Origin of the sequence: Mesorhizobium huakuii (genome assembly GCF_014189455.1) — a bacterium.
Lineage (GTDB): Bacteria > Pseudomonadota > Alphaproteobacteria > Rhizobiales > Rhizobiaceae > Mesorhizobium > Mesorhizobium huakuii_A.
The window spans coordinates 1,018,137-1,041,257 of the sequence record NZ_CP050296.1 but is presented as its reverse complement, the minus strand read 5'-3'; the positions used below and the strand labels follow the sequence as shown (position 1 = coordinate 1,041,257).

General features: G+C 64.6%; 22 protein-coding genes. 17 read left to right on the top strand and 5 right to left on the bottom strand.

Going from position 1 to position 23,121, the window contains the following annotated elements:
* Positions 1–8 precede the first annotated feature (8 nt).
* Entirely contained in the window at positions 9–164 is a 156-nt protein-coding gene (locus HB778_RS05165; protein WP_183462040.1) for a DUF1127 domain-containing protein, read from the top strand.
* Between the two features lie 13 nt (positions 165–177).
* Here HB778_RS05165 and HB778_RS05160 read toward each other — a convergent pair whose 3' ends face one another.
* Positions 178–1,065, bottom strand: a complete 888-nt coding sequence (locus tag HB778_RS05160; RefSeq protein WP_183462038.1) for a LysR family transcriptional regulator — start codon at positions 1,063–1,065, stop codon at positions 178–180.
* Between the two features lie 128 nt (positions 1,066–1,193).
* Between HB778_RS05160 and HB778_RS05155 the strand changes: the two genes are divergently transcribed.
* From HB778_RS05155 to HB778_RS05140, 5 genes are read left to right on the top strand one after another with little or no spacing between them, the layout of a single operon-like run.
* Positions 1,194–2,435, top strand: coding sequence for an FAD-dependent oxidoreductase (locus tag HB778_RS05155; RefSeq protein WP_183462036.1), 1,242 nt, complete (start codon positions 1,194–1,196; stop codon positions 2,433–2,435).
* A gap of 12 nt (positions 2,436–2,447) precedes the next feature.
* Positions 2,448–2,699, top strand: a complete 252-nt coding sequence (locus tag HB778_RS05150; protein ID WP_183462034.1) for a sarcosine oxidase subunit delta — start codon at positions 2,448–2,450, stop codon at positions 2,697–2,699.
* A gap of 1 nt (position 2,700) precedes the next feature.
* The gene (locus HB778_RS42750; protein WP_280515953.1) at positions 2,701–3,591 is read left to right on the top strand and encodes a 2Fe-2S iron-sulfur cluster-binding protein; all 891 of its coding nucleotides are present in this window, start codon (positions 2,701–2,703) and stop codon (positions 3,589–3,591) included.
* A complete protein-coding gene (locus tag HB778_RS05145; protein ID WP_244661818.1) occupies positions 3,534–5,594 on the top strand; it encodes a glycine cleavage T C-terminal barrel domain-containing protein in 2,061 nt (686 codons plus the stop codon). Before HB778_RS42750 ends, HB778_RS05145 begins: the two co-directional genes overlap by 58 nt.
* Position 5,595: 1 nt before the next feature.
* A complete protein-coding gene (locus HB778_RS05140; RefSeq protein ID WP_183462032.1) occupies positions 5,596–6,270 on the top strand; it encodes a hypothetical protein in 675 nt (224 codons plus the stop codon).
* Between the two features lie 36 nt (positions 6,271–6,306).
* On the opposite strand, the gene HB778_RS05135 is transcribed toward HB778_RS05140, so the two are convergent.
* Positions 6,307–7,521, bottom strand: a complete 1,215-nt coding sequence (locus HB778_RS05135) for a pyridoxal phosphate-dependent aminotransferase (protein ID WP_183462031.1) — start codon at positions 7,519–7,521, stop codon at positions 6,307–6,309.
* Between the two features lie 340 nt (positions 7,522–7,861).
* Between HB778_RS05135 and HB778_RS05130 the strand changes: the two genes are divergently transcribed.
* From HB778_RS05130 to HB778_RS05100, 8 genes are all read left to right on the top strand, one after another.
* The gene (locus tag HB778_RS05130; protein ID WP_183462029.1) at positions 7,862–9,871 is read left to right on the top strand and encodes a CocE/NonD family hydrolase; all 2,010 of its coding nucleotides are present in this window, start codon (positions 7,862–7,864) and stop codon (positions 9,869–9,871) included.
* Positions 9,872–10,001: 130 nt separating this feature from the next.
* Positions 10,002–10,952: an ABC transporter permease gene (locus HB778_RS05125; protein WP_183462027.1), complete on the top strand. Its 951-nt coding sequence runs from the start codon at positions 10,002–10,004 to the stop codon at positions 10,950–10,952.
* Positions 10,936–11,823 (top strand): ABC transporter permease, encoded by an 888-nt coding sequence (locus HB778_RS05120; RefSeq protein WP_183462025.1) that lies wholly within the window; start codon positions 10,936–10,938, stop codon positions 11,821–11,823. The genes HB778_RS05125 and HB778_RS05120 overlap by 17 nt, the downstream gene beginning before the upstream one ends.
* On the top strand, positions 11,820–12,785 hold the full coding sequence (locus tag HB778_RS05115) for an ABC transporter ATP-binding protein (protein ID WP_183462023.1): 966 nt from the start codon (positions 11,820–11,822) through the stop codon (positions 12,783–12,785). The genes HB778_RS05120 and HB778_RS05115 overlap by 4 nt, the downstream gene beginning before the upstream one ends.
* Entirely contained in the window at positions 12,782–13,321 is a 540-nt protein-coding gene (locus HB778_RS41290; RefSeq protein ID WP_244661817.1) for an ATP-binding cassette domain-containing protein, read from the top strand. Before HB778_RS05115 ends, HB778_RS41290 begins: the two co-directional genes overlap by 4 nt.
* On the top strand, positions 13,293–13,808 hold the full coding sequence (locus HB778_RS41285) for an oligopeptide/dipeptide ABC transporter ATP-binding protein (RefSeq protein ID WP_244661816.1): 516 nt from the start codon (positions 13,293–13,295) through the stop codon (positions 13,806–13,808). The genes HB778_RS41290 and HB778_RS41285 overlap by 29 nt, the downstream gene beginning before the upstream one ends.
* Position 13,809: 1 nt before the next feature.
* Positions 13,810–15,372, top strand: a complete 1,563-nt coding sequence (locus HB778_RS05105) for an ABC transporter substrate-binding protein (RefSeq protein ID WP_183462021.1) — start codon at positions 13,810–13,812, stop codon at positions 15,370–15,372.
* Between the two features lie 88 nt (positions 15,373–15,460).
* Positions 15,461–16,099 (top strand): TetR/AcrR family transcriptional regulator, encoded by a 639-nt coding sequence (locus HB778_RS05100; RefSeq protein ID WP_244661815.1) that lies wholly within the window; start codon positions 15,461–15,463, stop codon positions 16,097–16,099.
* A 71-nt stretch (positions 16,100–16,170) separates the two neighbouring features.
* Here the strand turns inward: HB778_RS05100 and HB778_RS05095 are convergent, their stop codons facing one another.
* Entirely contained in the window at positions 16,171–17,016 is an 846-nt protein-coding gene (locus HB778_RS05095) for a LysR family transcriptional regulator (RefSeq protein ID WP_183462017.1), read from the bottom strand.
* A 175-nt stretch (positions 17,017–17,191) separates the two neighbouring features.
* Between HB778_RS05095 and HB778_RS05090 the strand changes: the two genes are divergently transcribed.
* From HB778_RS05090 to HB778_RS05080, 3 genes are read left to right on the top strand one after another with little or no spacing between them, the layout of a single operon-like run.
* Positions 17,192–18,277, top strand: coding sequence for an amidohydrolase family protein (locus HB778_RS05090; protein WP_183462015.1), 1,086 nt, complete (start codon positions 17,192–17,194; stop codon positions 18,275–18,277).
* 27 nt (positions 18,278–18,304) lie between these two features.
* Positions 18,305–18,655 (top strand): Rieske (2Fe-2S) protein, encoded by a 351-nt coding sequence (locus HB778_RS05085; RefSeq protein WP_183465007.1) that lies wholly within the window; start codon positions 18,305–18,307, stop codon positions 18,653–18,655.
* Between the two features lie 33 nt (positions 18,656–18,688).
* Positions 18,689–19,312: an HD domain-containing protein gene (locus tag HB778_RS05080; protein ID WP_183462013.1), complete on the top strand. Its 624-nt coding sequence runs from the start codon at positions 18,689–18,691 to the stop codon at positions 19,310–19,312.
* A gap of 80 nt (positions 19,313–19,392) precedes the next feature.
* Here the strand turns inward: HB778_RS05080 and HB778_RS05075 are convergent, their stop codons facing one another.
* Together HB778_RS05075 and HB778_RS05070 are read right to left on the bottom strand one after the other, a co-directional pair.
* On the bottom strand, positions 19,393–20,931 hold the full coding sequence (locus HB778_RS05075; protein ID WP_183462011.1) for a trimethylamine methyltransferase family protein: 1,539 nt from the start codon (positions 20,929–20,931) through the stop codon (positions 19,393–19,395).
* A 67-nt stretch (positions 20,932–20,998) separates the two neighbouring features.
* Positions 20,999–23,101 carry an FAD-dependent oxidoreductase gene (locus HB778_RS05070; RefSeq protein WP_183462008.1) on the bottom strand — a complete coding sequence of 701 codons (2,103 nt, stop codon included), beginning with the start codon at positions 23,099–23,101 and terminating at the stop codon, positions 20,999–21,001.
* Between the last annotated feature and the right edge of the window lie 20 nt (positions 23,102–23,121).

Below are 23,121 nucleotides of genomic sequence, written 5' to 3'. Positions count from 1 at the left end.
AGACGATCATGTTGTACGAACTTCGAGACCGTTTCACCCGCTGGCTTGTCTATCGCCAGACGCTTGCGCGCTTGCGGCGGGTTCCGGACAGCACACTGGCGGATGCCGGCATTTCTCGTTCGGAGATCCGCCAGCATGCCCGCCACGCGAGCCGGCGCCGCTGAAGCAATGCTCGATCTAGCGGTGGAACGGTATCTCCCCTGACAGCCATTGCAGGAACAGCGTCGCGGACCGCGAAAGCCGGCGCTGTTGATTGGGAACCGCATGCAAGGCAACGGGCAGGATTTCCCCGGGACCGAAGGGCGCCACCAGCCGCCCCGAAGCCAGGTAGCTTGCCGCATAGGTCGACATGACGGCGGTGATGCCGCCGGCGCATGCCGCGATCTCCAATGCCGCCGCCGCATTGTCGGCCTTGATCGGCGCTTTCTGCGGCGCGATCACGATGTTCTCCTGCTTCGCCCAGAGGTCCAGCAGCTGCATCCTGCCCTGCACGTAGATGAGCCGGGCGGCGTTGAGCCAGTTCGCGCTGGGCTTGGCTCCGGCCTGGCGGCCAGTCTCGGGGTCGCAGAGAAGCATCAGCCGCTCCTGTCCCAGTTGCACGGCACCCGATACCGGCTGCAACGGATCGAGTGCCAGAATGCTCAGATCCGCCAGCTCAACATTGGGGTCGGTCCAGATCGTGCTGTTCAGCCGCACCTCGATGCGCGGATGGGCGGCGGAGAAACCAGCCAGGTGCTGTGCGAGCCACAGCGTAACGAAGCTGAGCGGGGCTGAAACGGTCACGCTGGCCTGCGCCTGTGCGCCCAGCATCCCTTCGGTCGCCGCCTCGGCCCGATCCAGGGCCTCGGCTATTCCCGGCAGATAGGCCGTGCCGACTTCGGTAAGCTCCAGGCCGTTGCTGCGCCGGTGGAAAAGCGGCCGGGCGAAGAATTGCTCCAGCGCCCGAACCCGTTGGCTGATCGCCGCCTGGGTGCAATTCAACTCCTCGGCGGCCCGGGTGAAGCTCAGATGCCGGGCCGCCGCCTCAAAGGCTTCCAGATAGATGAGATGCGGCAGGTTTCGCATGGAGAGACCTCAATCAGGTTTCTCATGCATTACGAAAACGGGGTCACTGGGTAAAGAACGATTTCTTGCGCCAAGTCGGCGCGGTGGCTTTTCTGAAGTCCATTCCCAGCCCTGAACCGCAGGAAATCATGCCTTTCTCTCTGCTGAAATACGGCCTGCGTTCGAGGCATGTTCCCTTTCGCGACATCCCTCCGACGCCCGACCTGAAACGATCCTACGACGTGGTGATCATCGGCGGCGGCGGTCACGGCCTCGCGGCGGCTTACTATTTGTCCAATGTGCATGGCATCCGCAATGTCGCCGTGCTGGAAAAGGGCTATCTCGCCGGCGGCAATACGGCGCGCAACACCACCACGATCCGCTCGAACTACATGACCGAGGAATCGGTGCGCTTCTACAAGGAAGGCGTCGAACTGTTCGAGACGATGTCGCGGGATCTCGGCTTCAACGTGATGTTTTCGCAGCGCGGGCAGCTGACACTCGCGCATTCCGAGGCGACGCTGCGTAGTTTCCATCTGCGTGCCGAGATGGGCAAGCATATGGGCACAAGGATCGAAGTGGTCGATGTCCAGACGGTGAAGGAACTTTGCCCGCATCTCAACCTTGATCTTGGCGGCCAGCATGAGGTGATGGGCGGGCTCTGGCATGCCGATGGCGGCACCGCCCGCCATGATGCCATGGCCTGGGGCTACGCCAGGCATGCCGGCGCGCGCGGCGGGGAGATCCATCAACGCACCGAGGTGACCGGCTTCGAGCAGGCGGGCGACCGGGTCACCCATGTCAGGACGAACCGTGGTACGATTGCCGTGGGCCAAGTGCTGCAGGCCGTCGGCGGGCTCAATGGCCAGGTCGCCGCCATGGCGGGCATCCGGCTGCCGATCCGCTGTTTCCCGCTGCAGGCGATGGTGACGCAGCCGCTGAAGCCATTCCTGGACATACTCGTCTCATCCGCCAATCTGCACACCTACCTGGTGCAGTCCTCGCGGGGCGAGGTCGTCATCGGCGGCGGCTCCGATCCTTACCAACTGGCATCGACCCGCTCGACGCTGGACCAGAAGGAACATCTCGCCGAAGGCGCGCTGCATCTCTTCCCGTTCCTGCACAAGGTCAAGCTGTTGCGGCAATGGGCCGGGATTACCGACATGACGCCGGACTACAGCCCGATCATGGGGGCGTCGCCGCTGAAGAACTACTGGCTCGACTGTGGCTGGGGCACCTGGGGCTTCAAGGCGACGCCCGTGGCCGGCAAGCGCATGGCCGAGACCATCGCCACCGGGCGCGTGCCCGATGTCCTGAAACCATTCGACCTCAGCCGGTTCGACAGTTTCGCGCTGCTGAACGAGATGGGCGCCACGGCCGCCAGCCACTGACGAGTGCTCCCGATGAAGCTTTTGACCTGCCCGGTGAATGGGCCACGCAACATCACCGAATTCCAGTATCTCGGACCGGTCCGCGCGGCCGACGCCGAACAGCCGGAGCAGCTGATCGAAGCCCTCTTCTACGCCGAGAACCCGCTCGGCGTGATGCGGGAGTGGTGGCGGCACACACCGTCCAACACAGTGCTGATCGCCGAACGCCACACCGTCAGCGACCAGATCCTGGCCACCTATCTCCCCAATCGAAAGCCTGCCTGACATGACCGAACGGTTGCCGCTTCCCTGGGGATCGCGTCTCGATCGCACCCGAAAAATCCGCTTTGATTTCGACGGCCGAGCGCTTGAAGGTTTCTCCGGCGACTGCATTGCCTCCGCCATGGCCGGCAGCGATCGCTGGATCCTGTCGCGCTCCTTCAAATACCACCGTCCGCGCGGCATCCTCACCATGGCCGGGCAGGACGCCAACACGCTGGTGCAACTGCCTGACGAGCCGAATGTGCGGGCTGATCTGCGCCCGATCGCCGAGGGGCTGAAGGTCACCGCCCAGAACGTCAACGGCACCGCCGAGCACGATCGCGGCGCCGTGCTCGACAGGCTGGGCCGCTTCATGCCCGTCGGGTTCTACTACCGCAGCTTCTTTGGCCCCGGCGCGAAGAGCTGGCTCAAATTCTGGGAGCCGATGATCCGCAGATCGGCCGGTCTCGGCAAGGTCGATCTCACCGCCGGTCATGGCCATTACATCAGGGAAAATCTGCACACAGACGTGCTGGTGGTCGGCGCAGGCCCGGCTGGGCTTTCGGCCGCCATCAAGGCAGCCGAGGCGGGTGCGCAGGTGCTGCTTGTCGATTTGAACCCGGAACTCGGCGGGGCATTGACCTATGCGCGCTTCGGGCTCGAGACGGCGGAGGCGGAGGCGACTTTGGAGGCGCTGCGCGACGCTGCCGAAAAGCTCGGCAATCTGCGGGTGCTGACCGGTGCGACCTGCAATGGCTGGTTTGCCGACAACTGGCTTCCGGTGCTGCAGGGCGAGACGCTCTACCGTGTTCGTGCCAGACAGGTCGTGGTGGCGCGGGGTCGCATGAACAGCCCTTGGTGTTCCGCAACAACGACCTGCCGGGCATCCTCCTGTCGTCCGCCGCGCAGCGGCTGATGCGCCACTATGCGGTTCGCCCTGGCCGGCGCGCCGTGGTCTTTGCCGGCAACCGGGACGGATATTTTGCGGCTCTCGACCTTCTCGATGCAGGCGTGCCGCTGGTCGCCATTCTCGACCCGGCTGCCGATGCATCCGACAAAACCCTCGCGAAAAACCTCGTCGAGCGCGGCGTCCGGATTATCTGGAATGTCACCGTCACGGAAGCGTTGGGGACCGCGGGCAATCGCCATGTCCGAGCCATCCGCTTCAGCACGCCGGAACATGGCACGGGGGCGCTGGAGTGCGATCATCTCGTGGTCGCCGCGGGCTACACGCCGTCCTACCAGTTGCCGCTGCATGCCGGCGCGAAGCTCGAATTTGACGAAGCCAGCCGGCAATTCGTGCTGAGCAATCTGCCGGAAGCGTTTCACGTCGCCGGATCCGCGGCAGGCTATTTCGAGCTGAACGCGGTGCTGCGCAGCGGCGAGATCGCTGGTGCGGCCGCGGCACGAGGGGCGGGGTATGATGCCGGCCTGCCGGCTATCCTCCCGGATGCCAGCGCGGCAGGGATGAACCATTTTCAGCAGCTGTCCGCCCACGCCAAGGGGCGGGATTTCGTGGATTTCGACGAGGATCTGCAGGTCAAGGATATCAAGAACGCCGTCAGCGACGGTTATAGCGAGCTCGAGCTGGTGAAGCGCTATTCCACTGTCGGCATGGGGCCGTCGCAGGGACGGCATTCCGCACTGGCAACGGCCAGGATCGTCGCGGCGGAAACGGGCCGCACAGTGGGTGAGGTCGGTATCACGACCTCGCGGCCGCCATTCGGTCCGGAAAAATTGGGACTGCTGGCCGGCCCGAACCATGTGCCGTACCGACATACGGCGATCCACGCCGAACATGTCGCCGCCGGCGCGAAGCTGACACCGGTCGGTGCGTGGTGGCGACCGCTGCATTACGGCGGAGATCGCGATGTCCGCAGGACGATCTCCGACGAGGTCACGCTGGTGCGTGGCAAGGCCGGCATGCTTGACGTCTCGACCCTGGGCAAGCTGGCGATCCGCGGGCCGGACGCCGGCGCTTTCCTCGACCGCATCTATACGATGGCGCATGCCAGGCAGCCGGTGGGGCGCGTGCGCTACTGCCTGATGCTGAACGACATGGGATCGGTCATCGATGACGGCGTGGCTTACCGGCTGTCCGAGACCGAATTCTATGTGACCGCCACCACCGGCGCCGTCGCCCGTGTCTTCACCGACATGCTGTTCCTGAACACGCAGTGGGGCATGTGGGTCGATATCCAGAACGTCACCGCCGCCTTCGCCGCCATCAATGTCACCGGCCCTTCGGCGCGCAAGGTGCTCGAGGCGCTGGGGAGCGACATCGATCTCTCCCCGGACGGCTTTCCCTATCTCAATGGCCGCAGCGGCGTGATCGGCGGATGCCCGGCGCGCATCATGCGCATCGGCTTTACCGGCGAGCTGAGCTATGAGCTGCACGTGCCGCAATCCTTCGGCGCGGCGCTCTGGCGAAAACTGCTGGAGGTGGGCGCACCCTATGGTCTGCAACCCTATGGGCTGGAGGCCTCGCGCATCCTGCGTCTGGAAAAGGGCCACATCATCATCGGCCAGGATACCGACGCACTGTCGACGCCAGACGAGCTGAGCATGGGATGGGCACTGTCGAAGGCCAAGACGCGCTATGTCGGCAAGACTGCCATCGAGGCACGCGGCAGACTCGGCCTGAAGCGCAAGCTCTGTGGCTTCGAATTGCACGAGGGCCATGGTATCCGGCTTGCGGAATCCTGCCTCGTGCTGCGGGACGGACGCCCAGTGGGCTTCGTCACCTCGACCTGCTTTTCGCCGACCCTGGGCAAATGGATCGGGCTGGCCTATGCCGACCCGCGCGACGCGACGCCAGGATCCAGCCTGCGTATACGCGGCCTGTGCGGCAAGGAAGTGCAGGCCAAAGTGGTGCCCGCGCCGTTCTACGATCCCGAAAACCAACGGCAGGAGATGTAGGATGGCCCCGGTCAGCCACAGCGGAACATCGGGCAGTCATCCCGGAGGTATTGATCCAAGCCTGCGCCACCACGCCTTGGCGCATCGCCTTGCGCGAAGAGATGGCCTCCCCGGAGCCAATGAGAACGTCGTTTTCGACTGCACGCAGACCGAGCGCTTCGGGCTGCGTGGCCCCGGTACGCTGGACTGGCTCGGTGAGGCAGGTCTATCTGCGCCCAAGGCGGTGAACACCGCCCTTACCTTGCCTTGCGGCACATCAGTGCTGCGACTTGGCCAGCAGGAGGTGCTGCTGGCCGCACCTCCCGGCGGCAGCAGTGCGCGGCTGCGCGAGCTGCGCAAGGCGTGGCGCGACAGTCAGCTTCCCTCCAAGGGCTACGACGCCTATCGCGACGAGGGTTGGGCATGGTTCGTGATATCGGGTCCCGCGGCGCCCGCTCTGATGCGACGGATTTCGATGGCCGATCTGAGACCGGAAAGCCTGAAGTCCGGTGATCTCGCCCAGACCCGCGCCTTGCATCTGGATGCGGTGGTGGTCCGCCTCGACCGTTTCGGCGCGATGTCCTACGACATCTTCATCGACATCGCCTCGGCGGCGTTTGCGCTGGATGTCCTGACCGAGACCGCGGCGGGAACGAATGCCGGCTTTCAATTCGCGGCTCTTTACCCTGCTGAATAGTTCGGCCTCGCCTGGATCCTGCGCGGTCATTTCCGCTCATGCGCGATACCGGTCGACGAGAGCCACCAGACGCTCGCAGGCGGCAACGGCGGCGGCGTGGTCCTGCGAAAAGTTCAGCCGCACGCTGTTTTCGGAGAACGGACTGAACTCCGTTCCCGGTGTCACGATGACGCCTGCCTGCAGCCGCAGGATGCGGACAAAATCACCACCTGTCACGGACAGGGGAGGCAGGGCCGGAAAAATGTAGCTGCCGGCTTCGGTCGTGCGGACCTGAATGCCTGAAGTCGCGCGGAAAACCTTCAACAAATCATCGCGGATAGCCTGGTGCTGGCGAATGCGCTGCTCCATCCAGCCGGCCGGTTCGTCGAACCATGTGCGCAAAACGGCCTGGCTATAACCGCCGGCGCGGAGCGAGACGATTGCCTGCAGCTTCTCCATCCGGGCAATGATTTCTCTCGATCCGAAGGCCACCCCAAGCCGATAGCCGCTGAGCGATTCCGTCTTCGACGGTCCCATGATGGTGACGATTTTTTCCGCATCCAATTTCTGCGCGCGCAAATGGGTGTAATCCACGCCTGGATACAGGAGGCGGGCGTAAAGCTGGTCGACGATGACGGTGGCGTTGTACCGGCTTGCCAGAGCGGCAATCGTCTCGATCTCTGCGCGGGAGTATACGACGCCTGCCGGGTTGTTGGGGTTCGAGAACAGGAAGATTTTCGCACCCGCTTTGAACGCATCTTCCAGCTGGCCGAGGTCGAGGCCCGAGCGGCCTTCGGCCGTCGCATAGTCCATGCGCACGGGCAGCATTTCGCCTTCGCAGAACTCCACCAGTTTGCGGTTGGCAAAATAATCGGGCTGGACGATCGCCACCTTATCGCCCCGCGACACGGTCGAGGCGACGGCCAGGAACAGCGCGCCCTGGGTGCCCGGCGTGATGATCAGGCCGTCGCGGGCATCGACAGGCGCTCCGGTGAAACCTGCGAGCCGCCCGGCGAGTTCCTCGCGGATGCCGAGATCGCCGCGATATTCGGTATAGGCCTGCTTGCCGCCCGCTTCGACGCCGGCTGAAAAGACCTCGAACGAGCCGGGCGTCGGGGTGAACGCGTCGACGTCACCATGCGAAAAGTCCACCGGCCGTCCGATGATCGCGTCGCCGCGCAACATCGTGTCGATGCCGCCGGCCAGCTGGCGGACCTCCTGTCCGGGTGCGGCATCGGTGCCGAGGCCGCTGAATTTGCTCTGGATCGTCATCGGAAATTCCTGATTGAAGGCGCCGCCGCTGCTGGAATGCGACGCTCAGTAGCAGTGCGCGCGAAGAAACAAAATTTGGAAGATGAAAAAAGTGACTATGGCCCTTGGATTTCTGCAGAGCTTGCTCACCGTCTTGATTCGATCGCGAAGGCATATCGGCTGTGCTCCGACAGCCTTGGTTCGATGACGGACATCGGCCTCTGCCCTGCCTGAAAGCTTGCCGGCGCAACACGGCGGCCGAAGAACGGTTCGCATTCGGCGTTAAAAAAGCGATGCGGGATTGCGCCGCAAATGCTCTTGTTGTACGAACGTTCAACAAGAGCATTTGCGGGTACCTGCCGTGGTACGAACCGAGTTTCCCTTTGCCGTCGAAACCGTCGATCCGCTTTGGATCGCGCTGGCCGACGGCACCCGCATTGCCGCGACGTTGTGGCGGCCGCGCACCGTTGACAAGGTGCCGGTCGTCGTCGAGATGGTGCCTTATCGCCGCCGTGACGGCACCGTGGCGCGCGACATCGACATCCACCCCTGGCTCGCCGGTCATGGCATTGCCTGCGCCCGCATCGATATCAGGGGCTCGGGCGATTCCGACGGCGATCTCGCCGACGAATATCTGCCGCGCGAACAGGAGGACGCCTGCGAGATCATCGCCCATCTGGCGGCTCAGCCCTGGTGCAACGGCAATGTCGGCATGACCGGCATTTCCTGGGGCGGCTTCAATGCGCTGCAGGTCGCCGCGCGCCGGCCGCCGGCCCTGAAGGCCATCATCACCAACTGCGCCACCGACGACCGCTACGCCGACGACATCCACTATATGGGCGGAGCGCTGCTGACCGAGCAGGAGATGTGGTCGAACTTCATGCTGGTGAAGAAGGCGATGGCGCCCGACCCGCAAATCGTCGGCGACGCCTGGCACGCCATGTGGGAAAGTCGCCTTGCCGCGACAAGCTCTCTGTCGGAAGTCTGGCTCGCCCACCAGCGCCGCGACGATTACTGGCGGCAGGGTTCTGTCTGCGAAGATTTTTCCGGGATCGAATGCGCTGTGATGGCCGTCTGCGGCTGGGAGGACAGTTACTCGAATTTTGTCCCCCGCCTGCTCGAACATCTGCCGGGGCCGAAACTCGGCATCGTCGGGCCGTGGTCGCACGCCTATCCCTGCCGTGGCGCGCCGGGGCCGCTGATCGGCTATCTGCAGGAGGCGCTGCGCTGGTGGCGTCACTGGCTCTGCGGCGAAGACACCGGCATCATGGACGAGCCGCTCTATCGCGTCTGGGTCACCGGCGAGGAACGGCCGCAAGCTTTTTATCTGCCTGATCATGCCGGCAGCTGGGCCGCCGAGGATCAGTGGCCGTCTCCGCGCGTCGAGCGTCGCAGCTTGCATCTGAACGCTGGCGGGCTGAGCCGCGAGCCTGCGCAGGGAGCGACGGTTTCCGTCCGCTCGCCAGCGACCGCCGGACGCGATTGCGGCCGCTGGGGCGGCTATGGCGGCTCCTGTCCGGACATGCCCATCGACCAGCGTCGCGAAGACGGCATGGCGCTGTGCTTCGACACTTCTCCGCTCGACGACGACCTGACCCTGCTCGGCGCGCCGGAGCTCGATCTGCTCGTCACCGTCGATGAACCGCATGTCAATCTCGCCGCCCGGCTCTGCGATGTCTATCCGGACGGCACGTCAGCGCTGATGACCTACGGCGTGCTCAACCTCAGCCATCGCGACAGCCATGAGCATCCGACCCCGTGTCCGGTCGGGACGCCTTTCCGCGTGCGGCTCAAGCTCAACGATTTCGCCCGCATTGTGCCCAAGGGCCATCGCATCCGGCTGGCGCTGGCCAACCAGCATTGGCCGATCCTGTGGCCGCAACCCAAACTGTCGACGCTGTCGGTCGCGACCGGCGACAGCATGGTGATGCTGCCGGTGCGCCCGCCGTCATCGCGCGACCGCGACGTCCGCTTCGAGCCGGCCGAAACCGCGCCGCCGGTTCCGACCACGACGCTGGACGAAGGCTTCGACCGCCGCATCGTCACCGACGATGTCGGCTCGGGCGTGCAGACCATCGCGCTGACATCCAATCATGGACGCCGGCGCTATGACGATCGTGGCATCACCGTCTCGTCGGCCAACAGCGACACGATGAGCATCAGCAGTGACGATCCGCTGTCGGCGAAACTCGTCACCGAATACCGCTGGGCGATTGCCAGCGGCGATGCCGACACAGAGGCGATCGCCGTGACCGAGCTGACAGCGGACGAAACCCATTTCAAGCTGAGCTGGCGGCTCGAGGCGCGAGAACGGGGCACGCTCGTCCACAGCGCCTCGGCAAGCCGGCGCATCAGGCGCGATTTCGCATAGAGCCGGATGATTTCAGGTCTGTTCGACCTGAAATCTGAATCCGGCTCTAAATCAAAGAGATAGAGCATGATGTCGTCCGAAAACCGCTTCACACTTTTCGGCATCATGCTCTAGGGAGAGGGGAGAGGCCATGCTCGCATATGCAGTGAAGCGCGTCGGTCTCGGCCTCCTGATCCTCGTCCTCGTCATGGTTGCAATGTACGCGGCCGTCTTCCTCGTGCCAGGCGATCCGGCCACGGTAGCGCTTGGTCCGCGTGCCACGCCGGAATTGAAGCGGCTGCTGATCGAGCGGATGGGGCTCGACCAGCCGGTCTGGTGGCAGATCATCGAATTCTTCCGCAACGCGCTGACCGGCAATCTCGGCTATGACGTCTGGTCGAACCGGCCTGTCTCCACGCTGGTGCTGGAGGCGCTGCCGAACACGCTCATCCTCGGCATGACGGCGCTGGCCGTCGCGCTCCTCATCGGCGTGCCGCTCGGCTGCCTGTCGGTGATGCGGCGCGGCACGGCGGCCGATGCCGTCATCGGCGTGCTGTCCGTTGGCGTCATTGCCGTGCCGTCCTTCGTCGTCGCCATCTATTCACTGCTGCTGTTTGCCGTGACGCTGCGCTGGCTGCCGGCCATCGGTGCCGGCGAGGCTGGTGATTTCGTCAGCCAGGCCAAGGCGCTTGTCATGCCGGCGGCGGCGATCGCGCTCGGCTGGATCGGCTACATCGCCCGCATGGTGCGCGCCTCGATGATGGAAGTGATGGGCGAACCGCACATCCGCACCGCGCGCTCCTTTGGCCTGCCGGAATGGAAGATCGTCTCCAAATACGCGCTGCGCATCGCCATCATCCCGACCATCTCGCTGGTCGCCGTCGGCCTCGGCAGCATCCTCTCCAGCGCCGTCTTCGTCGAGGCGGTGTTTGCCCGGCCCGGCATCGGCAAGCTGATCACCGACGCCGTCAACACCCGCAACTATCCGGTCGCCATGGGCACGGTGCTGATCATGACCGCCATCTACGTCTCCATCACCATTGCCGCCGATCTGTTGATCGCGCGGCTCGATCCGAGGGTGCGCGATGTCTTCCGTGGCTGATGCCTCGTTGTCCATTCCGGGCCGACAACGATTTCCGCTGCTGCGCGCACTGCTTGCCGATCCGTTCACTTGCGTGGCGCTGGTCCTGGTCACCGGCTTCCTCGTCACCGCCATTTTCGCGCCATGGCTGGCGCCCTATTCGCCGGTCAAGATCGACGTGCTGCACAAGCTGCAGCCGCCATCGGTCGAGCATTGGTTCGGCACCGACCATCTCGGCCGCGATCTCCTGTCGCGGGTCATCTACGGCGCGCGCACCGCGCTCACCATCGCCATGGTGTCGGTGGCCATCGCCGGCGCCATCGGCCTGGTGCTCGGGCTGATCGCCGGCTACGGGCCGCGCTGGCTCGACGCCATACTGGTGCTCAGCTTCGACAGCCTGAACTCGCTGCCGATGATCATGTTCGCGCTCGCCATCATCACCGTGCTCGGCGCCGGCACCGGCACGCTGATCATCGTCATCGCCGCGACCTCGTTTCCGAGCTATGCCAGACTGATCCGGGCACAGACGCTGGCGCTGAAGAACAGCGACTACATCCTCGCCGAGCGGCTGATCGATGCCAGTGCCGCGCGCATCATCCTCATCCACCTCCTGCCCAATGTCGTCGGCCCGCTGATCATCCTTTTGTCGATGGATATTCCGGTCGTCATCATGGTCGAGGCCGGCCTGAGTTTCCTTGGCCTGGGCGTCCGCCCGCCGACGCCGTCCTGGGGCTCGATCCTCTATGACGGCTACACCTCGATCCGCGCCGCGCCCTTCATGGTCATCTTCGGCGGGCTGCCGCTGGTGCTGGCCACGCTTGGCTTCACCTTCCTCGGCGAAGGCCTGCGCGACTATCTCGATCCGCGCCTGCAATTGCGGAGGCCGGCATGACCGGCTCGCTCGCCGCCAGCGATCTCAGCGTCCGCTACGAGACGCCGCATGGCAGCGTGCACGCGCTGCGCCATGTCGACATCGAGGCGCATCCCGGCGAGGTCATCGGCATTGTCGGCGAGAGCGGTTGCGGCAAGTCCACGCTGGTCACCGCGCTCGCCAATCTTCTGCCGGCCAATGCCCGCATCGATGGATCGATCCGCTACAACGGCGTCGACTTGGCAAAGCTCGACGCGCACCATCAGCGGCTGCTGCGCGGCGACGAGATCGCGCTGGTCAGCCAGGATCCGATGACGGCGTTCAACCCGGTGCTGACCATCGGCGACCAGCTCGTCGACTTCCAGCACCACCGCAAGGACCTTGGCCGGGCGCAGAAACGGGCGCGCATTGCCGCCATGCTCGGCCGCGTCGGCATCGCCGACGCCGAACGGCGCATGCGCAGCTTCCCGCATGAACTGTCCGGCGGCATGCGCCAGCGCGTCGCGATCGCGGCTGCCCTGCTGACCGATCCCGGCCTGCTCATCGCCGACGAGCCGACGACGGCGCTCGATGTCACCATGGAGGCGCAGATCATCCATCTGCTGCGCGAACTCCGCCGCGACTATAACGGCATCATCATCGTCGTCTCGCACCATCTCGGCGTCATCGCCGAGCTCTGCGACCGGGTCTATGTCATGTATGCCGGCGAGGTGGTCGAGGGCGGCGAGGTCGACGCCATCTTCCACGATGCCAGGCATCCCTACACGCAAGCGCTGCTCGCCTGCGATCCCGCCCGCTTCCACGAACGGCTGGACCGGTTGCCGACCATTCCGGGCTCACTGCCCAATCTGACCCAGCCGCCATCGGGATGCGTCTACGCCCCGCGCTGTGACCGCGCCTTCGCGCCTTGCGGCTCTATCGCGCCGCCGCTGGTGAAGCTCACCGCGTCTCATGTCGCGCGCTGTCATGCGGTGACGCCATGAGCCCGCTGCTCGCCGTCGAGGATCTGTCCGTGAGCTTCGTGCGCGGCGGCTTGCTCAGCCGTCTGATCAATCCGTTCCCGCTGCCGGGCTTCAACGTCATCGACGGCGTCACGCTGTCGCTGATGCCGGGCGAGACGCTCGGGCTGGTCGGCGAATCCGGCTCCGGCAAGACGACGCTGGCGCGCACCATTCTCGGGCTCATCCGGGCCGCCGCCGGCCGCATCGTCTTCGAGGGCAAAGACGTGGCGACGCCGGCCGATTTCCGCGCCATGCGTCGGCGTTCGGCGATGATGTTCCAGGACCCGGTCGCCTCGCTCAGCCCACGCCTGCGCATCGGCACGCTGCTCACCGAACCGCAGATCATCCAGGGTCTGCCGATGCCGGACCGCCGCGCCGCGCGCAAGGCGCTGCTGGCGCTGGTCGGTTTGCCCGCATCCTTCGTCGATCGCTTCCCGCATGAGCTGTCAGGCGGGCAAGCGCCGCGTCGGCGTTGCCCGTGCCCTGGCGATGCAGCCGCATCTGCTGCTCGCCGATGAGCCGACCGCCGGTCTCGATGTGTCGGTGCAGGGCGACGTGCTCAACCTGATCGGCGAGCTCAAGCGCGAACGCGGTTTCGCCGCCATGATCGTCACCCACAATCTGGCGATGATCCGTCACGTCAGCGACCGGCTGGCCATCATGTATCTCGGCCGGTTGGTCGAGACCGGGCCGACGCAGGACGTGTTTTCCGCGCCACTGCATCCCTACACAGCGACCCTGATCCAGTCCGAGCCGATACCCGATCCGCGCCGGCGCAGCCACAACCCTGCCGTCACCGGCGAGATCCCGAGCGTGTTCCGGCGGCCTTCGGGCTGCGAGTTCCACACACGCTGCCCGATCGCGCGCGGGCGCTGCAAGACCGAGGCGCCAGCCTATCGGCCGATGGGCGCCAGCCGCATGGTGCGCTGCCATTTCCCGCTGGAGACAGGCGGGCAAGAACGGGAAGCCTTCTCACGCGCTTCCGCAAACCAAAGGGGAAACTGAGATGACTGAATGGTCCATGGACAGACGTGCATTCCTGAAGGCGGCGGGCGCACTCGGCGCCGGCCTGGCGATGAAGCCGAGCTTTGCCTGGTCGGCGGCCGGCGACATGCTGCGCATCCGCATGGAGGGCGATTTGCAGTGCCTCGATCCGGCCTTCATGAATGGCGGCATCGAGGATGTCATGATGCGCGGCATTTATGTCTCGCTCAACCATTTCGGCGATATCAGGAAAGGCTCGCCCTGGTCGCTGTGGGGCGCGGAAAAGCTTGAGCAGAAAGACCCCAAGACCATCGCCTTCACCCTGATCGACGGGCTGAAATGGTCTGGTGGTTTTGGCGCGGTCACCGCTGACGACGTGAAGTTTTCTTTCGAGCGCATCGCCGACAAGGCTCTCGCATCGCCCTGGGCCTACCAGTTCGAAAAACTCGACCGCGTCGAGGTCGTCGATGCCAGGTCCGGCATCATCCATTTGAAAGAGCCCTATCAGCCGATCTTCGTCACCAGCCTGCCTTACTATGGCGGCCACATCATCAGCCGCGCCGGCACTGAGAAGGCGGGCGGCAAGTTCACCACGCAGCCGCCGGCAACCTGTGGACCCTATCTCTTCTCGGACTGGCAGCAGAAGCAGAAGGTGACGCTGACGGCCAACCCGGACTGGCCAGGACCGAAACCGGATTTTTCGAAGGTCGAGATCTATATCGTCACCGACGATCAAGCGGCCCAGCTCGCCTATGAGGCCGATGCCTTCGACTACACCAAGATCGCGATTTCAGCGACCAAGGCCGTCAAGGAGAAGCCGCCAGCGGACACCACCCTGATCGAGGCGCAATCGACCCGTTATGTCTGGCTGACCATCAACCAGCTGAGCCCGCGGCTCAAGGATTTGAAGGTGCGGCAATCCGTGCAGTACGGCGTCGATGTCGGGCAGATCCTCACCGGCGTCTATGACGATCTCACCAAGCGTTCCACCGGCGTCGTCCAGCCCGGCACCAAATTCGCGCGGGCCGCGAATCTGATCGCGGCGCCCGACTATGAGAAATCCGCCGCGCTGCTCAAAGAGGCCGGCGTCAGCGACCTGTCGCTGACCTTGACGGTGATGAACGATTCCATCCGCACCGCGACCGCGCAGATCATCCAGGCCAGCCTCGAACAGGCCGGCATCAAGGTCGAGATCCAACCCTATGACGAAGCCGCCTTCTGGGGCGTCGGCGATAAGACGCAAGGCGACGGCTACAAGAACATCGACCTGGCGCTGATGGATTTCGCCGGCGGCATCGACCCGTCGGAAAACCTGGTCTGGTTCAGACCCGATCAGATCGGCGCCTACAACTGGTCCGGCTTCGACAGCGCCGAATTCGAGACCAGCTATCAGCAACTGGTGGCGGAAAGCGACGAGGCCAGGCGCATCGCACTGTCCAACCGCATGGAGGATCTGATGGAGCAGTCCGGCGGCTTCGTCTTCATCTGCCATCAGCCGCTGGTCGCCATCCACAAGACCGCTTTCGACCCGGTTATCTATCCCGATGGCCATCCCAATCCCGTGCTGTTCAAGAAGAAGGCGTGAACGCGCTTTCATGGACAGGAAGTGCATAATCGATTAGCTGGGGTCCATGACGGAAACCCAACCAGAAGATGCAAAAAGGAAGCGCGGCGTGAAGAAGGCTCCGCCGCGCTTCAGCCGCGAGCAGGCTGACGTGCGCCGTTCCATGCTGATCGAGGCGGCGACGCGCTGCCTGTCGGTCGGCGGTATCGGCGCCTTCACCATCGACCGTATCTGCAAGGAGGCCGGCGTTTCGCGCGGCCTCATCAACCATCATTTCGAAAGCCTCGACGGGCTGCTGGTCGAGGTCTACAAATCCTCGCTCTACGCCAGCGTCAACAACCAGATCGCCGAAGCCAAGCGCCGCCGCGCCGAGGCATCCGACTGGCCGCCGGAAGCCTCGCTCGCTGCTTTGGTGCATTCCAACTTTTCGCCCGAATATTTCAGCCGCGAGAACCTTTTGATCTGGCTGTCGCTGTGGGGCGAGATCGCCGTCAACCCGCGCCTCAAGGAAGCGCACCGCGAACTCTACGATGCCTACCGGGCGGAACTCGCCGAGGACATCGCCGCGGTCGCCATACCACGCGGCAGGCAAGTCGACGCTCCGTCGCTGGCGCGCAATTTCATCGCTTTGGTCGACGGGCTATGGCTCGAATGGTGCCTCGATGAAAGCGTGGTGACGCCGCAGGCGGCGGAAGCGGCGGGGTTCGAGATGCTGGAAGCGCAGGTGGGGCCGCTGCGGGACGGTTGAATGCGAGGCAGCGCTGCTTCGCACCTTGCCGAGCAAGGCTGCCTCAGCCCTTCTTGCTTCTTGGGCAGCTCCTATGCGGTCATCTGCTTGAGCGCCTTGAGCAGGCGAATATGGGTGTGGGAATGATGGTGCCTGACATGAACGGCCGAATAGATGGGATGTGAAATCTTCGGCGCGTCGGCGACGAACTCCGCCACGCCCTCCTGCCGCAACCTGGTCGCCACCGTCTCGGTGACGAAAGCGGTCCCGCCCCGGCTTCGCAGGAGATAGGCGACAGCGCCGCCATTTCCGATCGAGACCGGGCTGCTTTCAAGCTCCGGCAGCATCTGCCTATGGGCGCGGTTGAAGAAGGCCGAATAGTTGGCCCGGATATAGTCGGTCGGCGTCACCGCGCCGAAGGCAAGGCCGCGTGTCGACACCATGACGAAATTCTCCTCGGCGATCTGCTCGTAATGCATGTCCGGCAGGTGCTGCGGCGAATAGAGCACCGCCAGATCGAGGCTCCCGGTGGTGAGATCGAGGATCATTTGGTTGGAGTAGTCGATCTCGACATAGATCGCCAGTTTGGGCATCGTCGCCCGCACCCATTCCAGCCATCCTTCCAGCACGCGTTCGTAGAGCTCGAACTGGATGCCGATGCGGATCAGCCGGTCGAACTTGCCGACCGCCTGGATTTCGCGTCGGGCGTCGAGCCAGCGCAGCCTGACCGCGCGCGCATGCTCCTCGAACCGCAAGCCGGCGACGGTCGGCTCCGTTCCGCTCTTGCCGCGGATGAAGAGCTGCTTGTCCAGCAGTGACTCGAGCGTGCGGATGCGGCTCGAAACGGTCGACTGGGTGATGCCAAGGCGCTCCGCCGTCCTGTTGAAGTTGCGGGTTTCGATCAGGTCCAGGAATGTGTCCAAGAGTTCGATCTGCATCTCGGCCATCCAGCGCCAGGAATTCCCTGCAATGGCTAACGCTTTTCGGGCCGGTCCGACAACGGGTAATCGGATTCTTCGATTAACATCCCGCCGCCGGCTGCGTTGCCGGGCCTGCCTTGGAAGCGCACGGTTGCCGCAACTCTCATCCGACCCAATGGCAGGCAAGACATCCATGTTCATCGTCGACACCGACGTTCACAATTACTGGTCCAGCGCCGAGGTGCTGCTGCCCTATCTCGAACCCTACTGGCGCGATTTCCTGGTGCGCGGCGAGAAGCCCGGGCCGAGGGGGAGCTTCCCACACGGCCACCGTCCATGGCTGCATCCCGAGGGGTTCTCGCGGCACGACATCCGGCCGGAGACCGAGGACGACAATTACCTGATCATGAAGGAGAAGCACCTCGATCTCTATGACATCGATGTGGCGATCCTCACCGCCGATGAGCCTTTGGAAGCCTCGACCCTGGCCAACTATCACTATGCCAACGCACTGGTGAAAGCCTACAATGATTACATGATCGACTGGTGGCTGCCCAAGGACAGCCGCTTCAAGGGATCGATCATCATTTCGCCGACCGACCCGCATGGCGCCGCGGCCGAGATCCGGCGTCTCGGCGGCCACAAGGACATCGTCCAGGTCCTGGCCAGCCACGGCTCACAGCGCCCCTATGGCGATCCGTTCTACCATCCGATCTACGAAGCCTGCGCCGAGGTCGGGCTGCCCTTCGCCATCCATTTCGGCGGCCAGGGCGGCGTCAACCACAACGCCATCGCCAGCGGCCCGACGACCTATTACTGGGAAACGCACGCTTTGCTCGCCCAGCCGGCGATGACCCATGTGGTCAGCATGATCTCCAACGGCGTGTTCGAGAAATATCCCGACCTCTATTTCGTCGTCATCGAGTGCGGCGTGTCGTGGGTGCCTTCGCTGATGTGGCGGCTCGATGCCAATTTCAAGGCGCTGCGCAAGGAGACGCCGTGGCTGAAGATGCTGCCGTCGGAATATTGCCGCCGCAACATCCGCTTCAGCACCCAGCCGTTGGAGCAGCCCCAGAACGTGAGGCATCTGTGGGAGACGCTGGAGCACATGGACGGCCAGAACACGCTGCTGTTCGCCTCCGACTATCCGCACTGGGACTTTGACGCGCCGACCAACCTGCACATCCCACCGGCCTGGCGCGACAAGGTGATGGGGCTGAATGCGCTGGAGGTCTACAAGCGCATCGAGGCTCCGGCCGCCGCCGCGAGGGTCGCCTGATGAGCGCCGCCGCAACCGGCTCCGGCGCTGACCTTTGCCTGCAAGGCCGCCGAGGTCGCTGTCGGCAAGCCGAGGATCGTCACCATCGGTCGCATCCGCGTCGGCATATTCCAGCTCGAGGATGGCTATGCCGCGCTGCTCAACATCTGCCCGCACCGGGCAGGCCAGCTCTGCGAGGGGCCGGTCTCCGGCACCACCAGGCAAACGGACAAGGCGGAATTCGTCTATGAGCGCGCCGGAGAGCTCATTCGCTGCGCCTGGCACGGATGGGAGTTCGACATCCGCTCCGGCAAATGCCTTGTCGACGAGAAGCTCAGGGCGCGCACCTTTCCCGTTCATGTCGACGGCGACGACATCTATCTCGAAATGCGCCGCTGACCGCTGCGTGCCGCAAATTTTGGAGTTTCGACAATGGAGACCGTGAAGTTCACCCAGATGAGGGATGGCGACCGCGAGGACTATGCCTTCCTGACCGAGCATGAGACCGAATACGCCGCCGGCACGGCCGACCGGCTGCTGGCGGCGATGGTCGAACTCGACAAATCGCTGTCGGGCTACAAGGTGACGCGGCTCGGCCATTCGCTGCAGGCCGCCACGCGCGCCTGGAATGCCGGTGCGGATATCGACTGGGTGGTGTCGGCGTTGCTGCATGACATCGGCGACATCTACGCGCCCTACAATCACGACGAATACGCAGCCGCCATCTTGCGTCCCTTCGTGCGCGAGCAATGCGCCTGGGTGGTGGAAAAGCATGGCGATTTCCAGCTGATCTACTATGGCGAGCATGTCGGTGCGAACCCGCACAAGCGGGACGCCTTCAGGAACAGCGCCTATTTCGACGACTGCGCCGAGTTCTGCGAGAAATGGGACCAGTCGAGCTTCGATCCGGACTATCCGACCAGGCCGCTGGATTTCTTCGCGCCGCTGGTGCGGGAAGTGTTCGCCCGCAAGAGCTATGATCCCGCCATCGTCAGGCCCGGAATGCGCATTGCGATGTCGGATGACGCGGCGGCCGCCGAGCGATCAGGCACATAGCGCCTGGCGACGAGGCCAGGACATTTTTCCAGGGGCCCGCCCCGGCCTGTCCTGCTCGATTTCTCCTCGACGGTTGCCCCTCAATTCAGCGGGCAACCACCTTCGCGCTTGCGACGCTCCATATAGTCGCGCAGCGCCTCGTCTATGCCGGGATCGATCGGCGGCTGTTCGTATTCGGCGACCATGCGCTTCCACACGACATTGGCGCGCTCGCGCGCCGTGACCTGGCCGCGTTCGATCCAGGTGTCGTAATTGTCCCAATTGGACACCAGCGGCGAATAGAAGGCGCGCTCGTAGCGCTGCATGGTGTGCGCGGCGCCGAAGAAATGCCCGGCCGGTCCGACCTCGCGCACCGCTTCCAATGCCAGCGTGTCGATGTCGACCACGGGCGGGTCGAAATAGGCCGACATCATCTGCAGCATCTCGGCGTCGATGACCAGTTTCTCGAATGATGCGGTGAGCCCACCGCCGAGCCAGCCGGCGGCGTGCAGCACCAGGTTGGCGCCGCCCATCAGACAGCCCCACAGCGACATGGCGCTCTCATAGGCGGCCTGCGCGTCGACCGAATTGGCGGCGGTGACGTTGCTGGAACGGAACGGCACGCCGATCAGCCGGCAGAGCTGGCCGGTGATCTGCGCGGCCTGCGTGTATTCGGGCGTGCCGAAGGCCGGCGCGCCGGTCTTCATGTCGACATTGGAGGTGAAGCCGCCATACATCACCGGCACGCCGGGACGCACGATCTGCGTCAGCACGATGCCGGCCAGCGCCTCGGCGTGCTGCTGCGACAGCGCGCCGGCAAGCGTCACCGGGCTCATCGCGCCAGCCAGCGTGAACGGCGTGATGACATTGACCTGGCCATGCTCGGCCAGCGCGATCAGCCCTTCAGCCATCGGCTCATCGAGCTGCAGCGGCGAATTGGTGTTGATGATGCCGGTGAAGACAGGCATCTCCCGGGCAAGGTTTTCGCGCGTCGTGCCGAGCGAAATCGCAACCATCTCCAGCGCGTCGATGGCGCGGCCCTGACCGAGGGTTTGCGGCTGCCAGTTCTTGTCGAGCAAAGTGATCTCGGCATAGTAGAGGTCGAGATGGCGGGTGTTCTGGTGCAGGTCGAGCGGCTCGAACGGGCCGCCGCCTTCCTGATGCAGCACGTTGAACGACTGGATGAGTTTCAGATAGTCGCACATCTCGGCATAGGTCCCGGGACGGCGGCCGCGATCATTGTCCATGACATAGGCCGGCCCACCGACCGATGACAGGATGCAGTGCCGCCCGCCGACCTTGACGTTCTTGGCCGGGTTGCGGGCGCGCAGCTCGAAGGATGATGGCGCCATGGCGACGCGCTCCATGACCATGGCGCGGTCGAAGCGCACGCGCATCTCGCCTTCGTCGACATCGCAGCCGGCGGCGCGATAGAGCTGGCGCGCCCGCGGCTGCAGCACGCGCATGCCGATTTCCTCGAGGATGGTCAGGCCCATTTCGTGGATCGTCTGGACCTGGTCGGCCGACAGGATCTCGATCGGCTGATAGGGCCGCGTCAGCTGCTTCCATGGCCGCTGCTCGATGCCGCCGATCTCGCGCTGCGGGCGGCCGGGTCTGCGACGTGCGGCAGTGCGTTCCATGGCTTCCACTCCTTGTTTGACGCAATTCCGAACGGAAAACCGCTTCACACTTTTCCTGGAATTGCTCCTATTCAGCAGCCGTTTGCATGTCGAAATCCACCACCGCGTCGACGATCGGCGTGTCGCGGCGGAAGGGCTGCCAGCGAACTTTCGTGCCGATTTCGCGCGCGAGCTTGTGGCCGCTGTGCACGGCGTGGGCGATGGCGCCTGGGGCCAGCGTGTCGCCGATGCGGTCGACGCTGCGGATGCCGGCGGTCGCAAGATCGTTGGCGCGTTCCATCAGCGCCTCGAACAGCTCGTTGCGCGGCAAGCGCAGCCCGACGATCAGCACCGATCGGCAGGCAATGCGGCTCTCCTCGCCGGTGAACAGATGCGCCAGTGTTGCCGTCTCGCCGTCGAAGGCTTTCAGGAGATGCAGCGTCGTCACCGACACTTTGCGGCGCGCCAGCGCGCGATGCACCAGCGGCAGCTCGTTGGTCATGATCGTCCATGCCGACGCCTGGCCGGCGGGGGTGACGTAACGGACCGGAATGCCCTGTGCGGCGAGATGTTCGGTGAGGACGCCGCCCATGTAATAATTGTCGAAATCGAAGACCAAGGTCGGTCCTTGCGGGACCCGGCCGGCGGCAATGTCGTCGGGGGTGAACACGCCGGGATGGTCGAGCCGGCCGACCGGAATCTCGAGCGAGGAATAGAGCATGTTGGTCCAGCGCGCGCCGGTCGCCAGCACCACGCGATCGGGCGCGAGATCGATGATCTCGTCCACGCCCAGCGCACTCTCAGGATAGAGCGAGACATTGCTCATCTCGCCGAGACGCCCGAGCCTGTAATCGACGACGCGGTTCCAGGCCGACAGGCCGGGCAGCGTCTTCTCGAAGGTCAGCCGGCCGCCGAAGCTGCGGCTGGCGTCGGCAAGCGTCACCTCATGGCCGCGACGGCCAAGGGTGAGCGCGCATTCGAGCCCGGCCGGTCCGCCGCCGACGATCAGGATGCGTTCCGGTCTGTCGGCGCGCTCGACACGCTCGGGATGCCAGCCGCGCCGCCATTCCTCGCCGGCGGTCGGGTTCTGCGTGCAGCGCACCGGCACGCCGTCATGCCAGCTCGAAATGCAGATGTTGCAGCCGATGCATTCGCGGATCTCGGCCTCGCGGCCCTCGCGGATCTTGGCCGGCAGGAAGGGGTCGGCGATCGAGGGCCGCGCGCCGCCGATGAAGTCGAGCACGCCGCGCTTGATCTGCGACACCATGGTGTCGGGCGAGGTGAAGCGGCCGACGCCGACCACCGGCTTCTTGGTCAGCGATTTGACAAAATCGATCACCGGTTCGTGGCTGCCTTCGCCGGTGAAGCGCGACGCCGAACAGTCCGTCGGGCTGGAATCCATCTTGACGTCGAACAGGTCGGGCAGGTCGGCCAAGAGTTCGATCAGCTCGTGCGCTTCGGAAGGCTGGTTGCGGCCGGGCCGGCCGCGCAGTTCCTCGAGGCTGACGCGCAGCGCGACGCCGCAATCCTTGCCGACGGCCTCCTTGGTAACCTCGATCATCTCGCGCACGAAGCGCACCCGGTTTTCGATGGATCCGCCATATTCATCGCTGCGGTGATTGTATTCGGGCAGCAGGAACTCGTAGCCGAGATAGCCCATGCCGGCATAGACATAGACAACGTCGAAGCCGGCCGTGCGCGCCTTGCGCGCCGCCTCGGCCTGGCAGCGCAGCACCTCGCGTATGTCGGCCTTGTCCATCGTCTTCGGCCGCATATTGCCCATGAAGCCGACATGCGTGGCCATCCATGGAATTCCCGACGGCGACAGCGGCGGCAGCCGGCTCGCCCGGTTCATCACGGATGCGCCGCCATGCCACAGTTCCACGCCGGCAAGCGAGCCATGACGATGCACGGCCTCCGTCATCAGCGCATGGGCGCGGATATCGTTGTCGTCCCACAGCGTGGCGAAAGGCAGCGGTGAGTCGTCGGAGCTCGGGTCGATCGAACAGGCGCCGGTGCAGATCACGCCCCACCCGCCCTCGGCCTTGGCTTCGCGAAAGGCCGCACGCACACGCGGAAGCGCGTTGGTCATGCCGCTGGCATGCGGCACCTGGTAGAAGCGGTTCGGCGCGGTGACCGGACCGATGCGCATCGGATCGAACAGGATTTCGTAGCGGGGATTGCAGGTCATCGGGGCTTCGCGAATATGCT

Excerpts from the sequence above, each read along its gene's own strand:
- HB778_RS05165 (WP_183462040.1), top strand. The coding sequence starts at position 9 with ATGTTGTACGAACTTCGAGACCGTTTCACCCGCTGGCTTGTCTATCGC.
- HB778_RS05160 (WP_183462038.1), bottom strand. The coding sequence starts at position 1,065 with ATGCGAAACCTGCCGCATCTCATCTATCTGGAAGCCTTTGAGGCGGCG.
- HB778_RS05155 (WP_183462036.1), top strand. The coding sequence starts at position 1,194 with ATGCCTTTCTCTCTGCTGAAATACGGCCTGCGTTCGAGGCATGTTCCC.
- HB778_RS05150 (WP_183462034.1), top strand. The coding sequence starts at position 2,448 with ATGAAGCTTTTGACCTGCCCGGTGAATGGGCCACGCAACATCACCGAA.
- HB778_RS42750 (WP_280515953.1), top strand. The coding sequence starts at position 2,701 with ATGACCGAACGGTTGCCGCTTCCCTGGGGATCGCGTCTCGATCGCACC.
- HB778_RS05140 (WP_183462032.1), top strand. The coding sequence starts at position 5,596 with ATGGCCCCGGTCAGCCACAGCGGAACATCGGGCAGTCATCCCGGAGGT.
- HB778_RS05135 (WP_183462031.1), bottom strand. The coding sequence starts at position 7,521 with ATGACGATCCAGAGCAAATTCAGCGGCCTCGGCACCGATGCCGCACCC.
- HB778_RS05125 (WP_183462027.1), top strand. The coding sequence starts at position 10,002 with ATGCTCGCATATGCAGTGAAGCGCGTCGGTCTCGGCCTCCTGATCCTC.
- HB778_RS05120 (WP_183462025.1), top strand. The coding sequence starts at position 10,936 with ATGTCTTCCGTGGCTGATGCCTCGTTGTCCATTCCGGGCCGACAACGA.
- HB778_RS05115 (WP_183462023.1), top strand. The coding sequence starts at position 11,820 with ATGACCGGCTCGCTCGCCGCCAGCGATCTCAGCGTCCGCTACGAGACG.
- HB778_RS41290 (WP_244661817.1), top strand. The coding sequence starts at position 12,782 with ATGAGCCCGCTGCTCGCCGTCGAGGATCTGTCCGTGAGCTTCGTGCGC.
- HB778_RS41285 (WP_244661816.1), top strand. The coding sequence starts at position 13,293 with ATGCAGCCGCATCTGCTGCTCGCCGATGAGCCGACCGCCGGTCTCGAT.
- HB778_RS05105 (WP_183462021.1), top strand. The coding sequence starts at position 13,810 with ATGACTGAATGGTCCATGGACAGACGTGCATTCCTGAAGGCGGCGGGC.
- HB778_RS05095 (WP_183462017.1), bottom strand. The coding sequence starts at position 17,016 with ATGCAGATCGAACTCTTGGACACATTCCTGGACCTGATCGAAACCCGC.
- HB778_RS05090 (WP_183462015.1), top strand. The coding sequence starts at position 17,192 with ATGTTCATCGTCGACACCGACGTTCACAATTACTGGTCCAGCGCCGAG.
- HB778_RS05080 (WP_183462013.1), top strand. The coding sequence starts at position 18,689 with ATGGAGACCGTGAAGTTCACCCAGATGAGGGATGGCGACCGCGAGGAC.
- HB778_RS05075 (WP_183462011.1), bottom strand. The coding sequence starts at position 20,931 with ATGGAACGCACTGCCGCACGTCGCAGACCCGGCCGCCCGCAGCGCGAG.
- HB778_RS05070 (WP_183462008.1), bottom strand. The coding sequence starts at position 23,101 with ATGACCTGCAATCCCCGCTACGAAATCCTGTTCGATCCGATGCGCATC.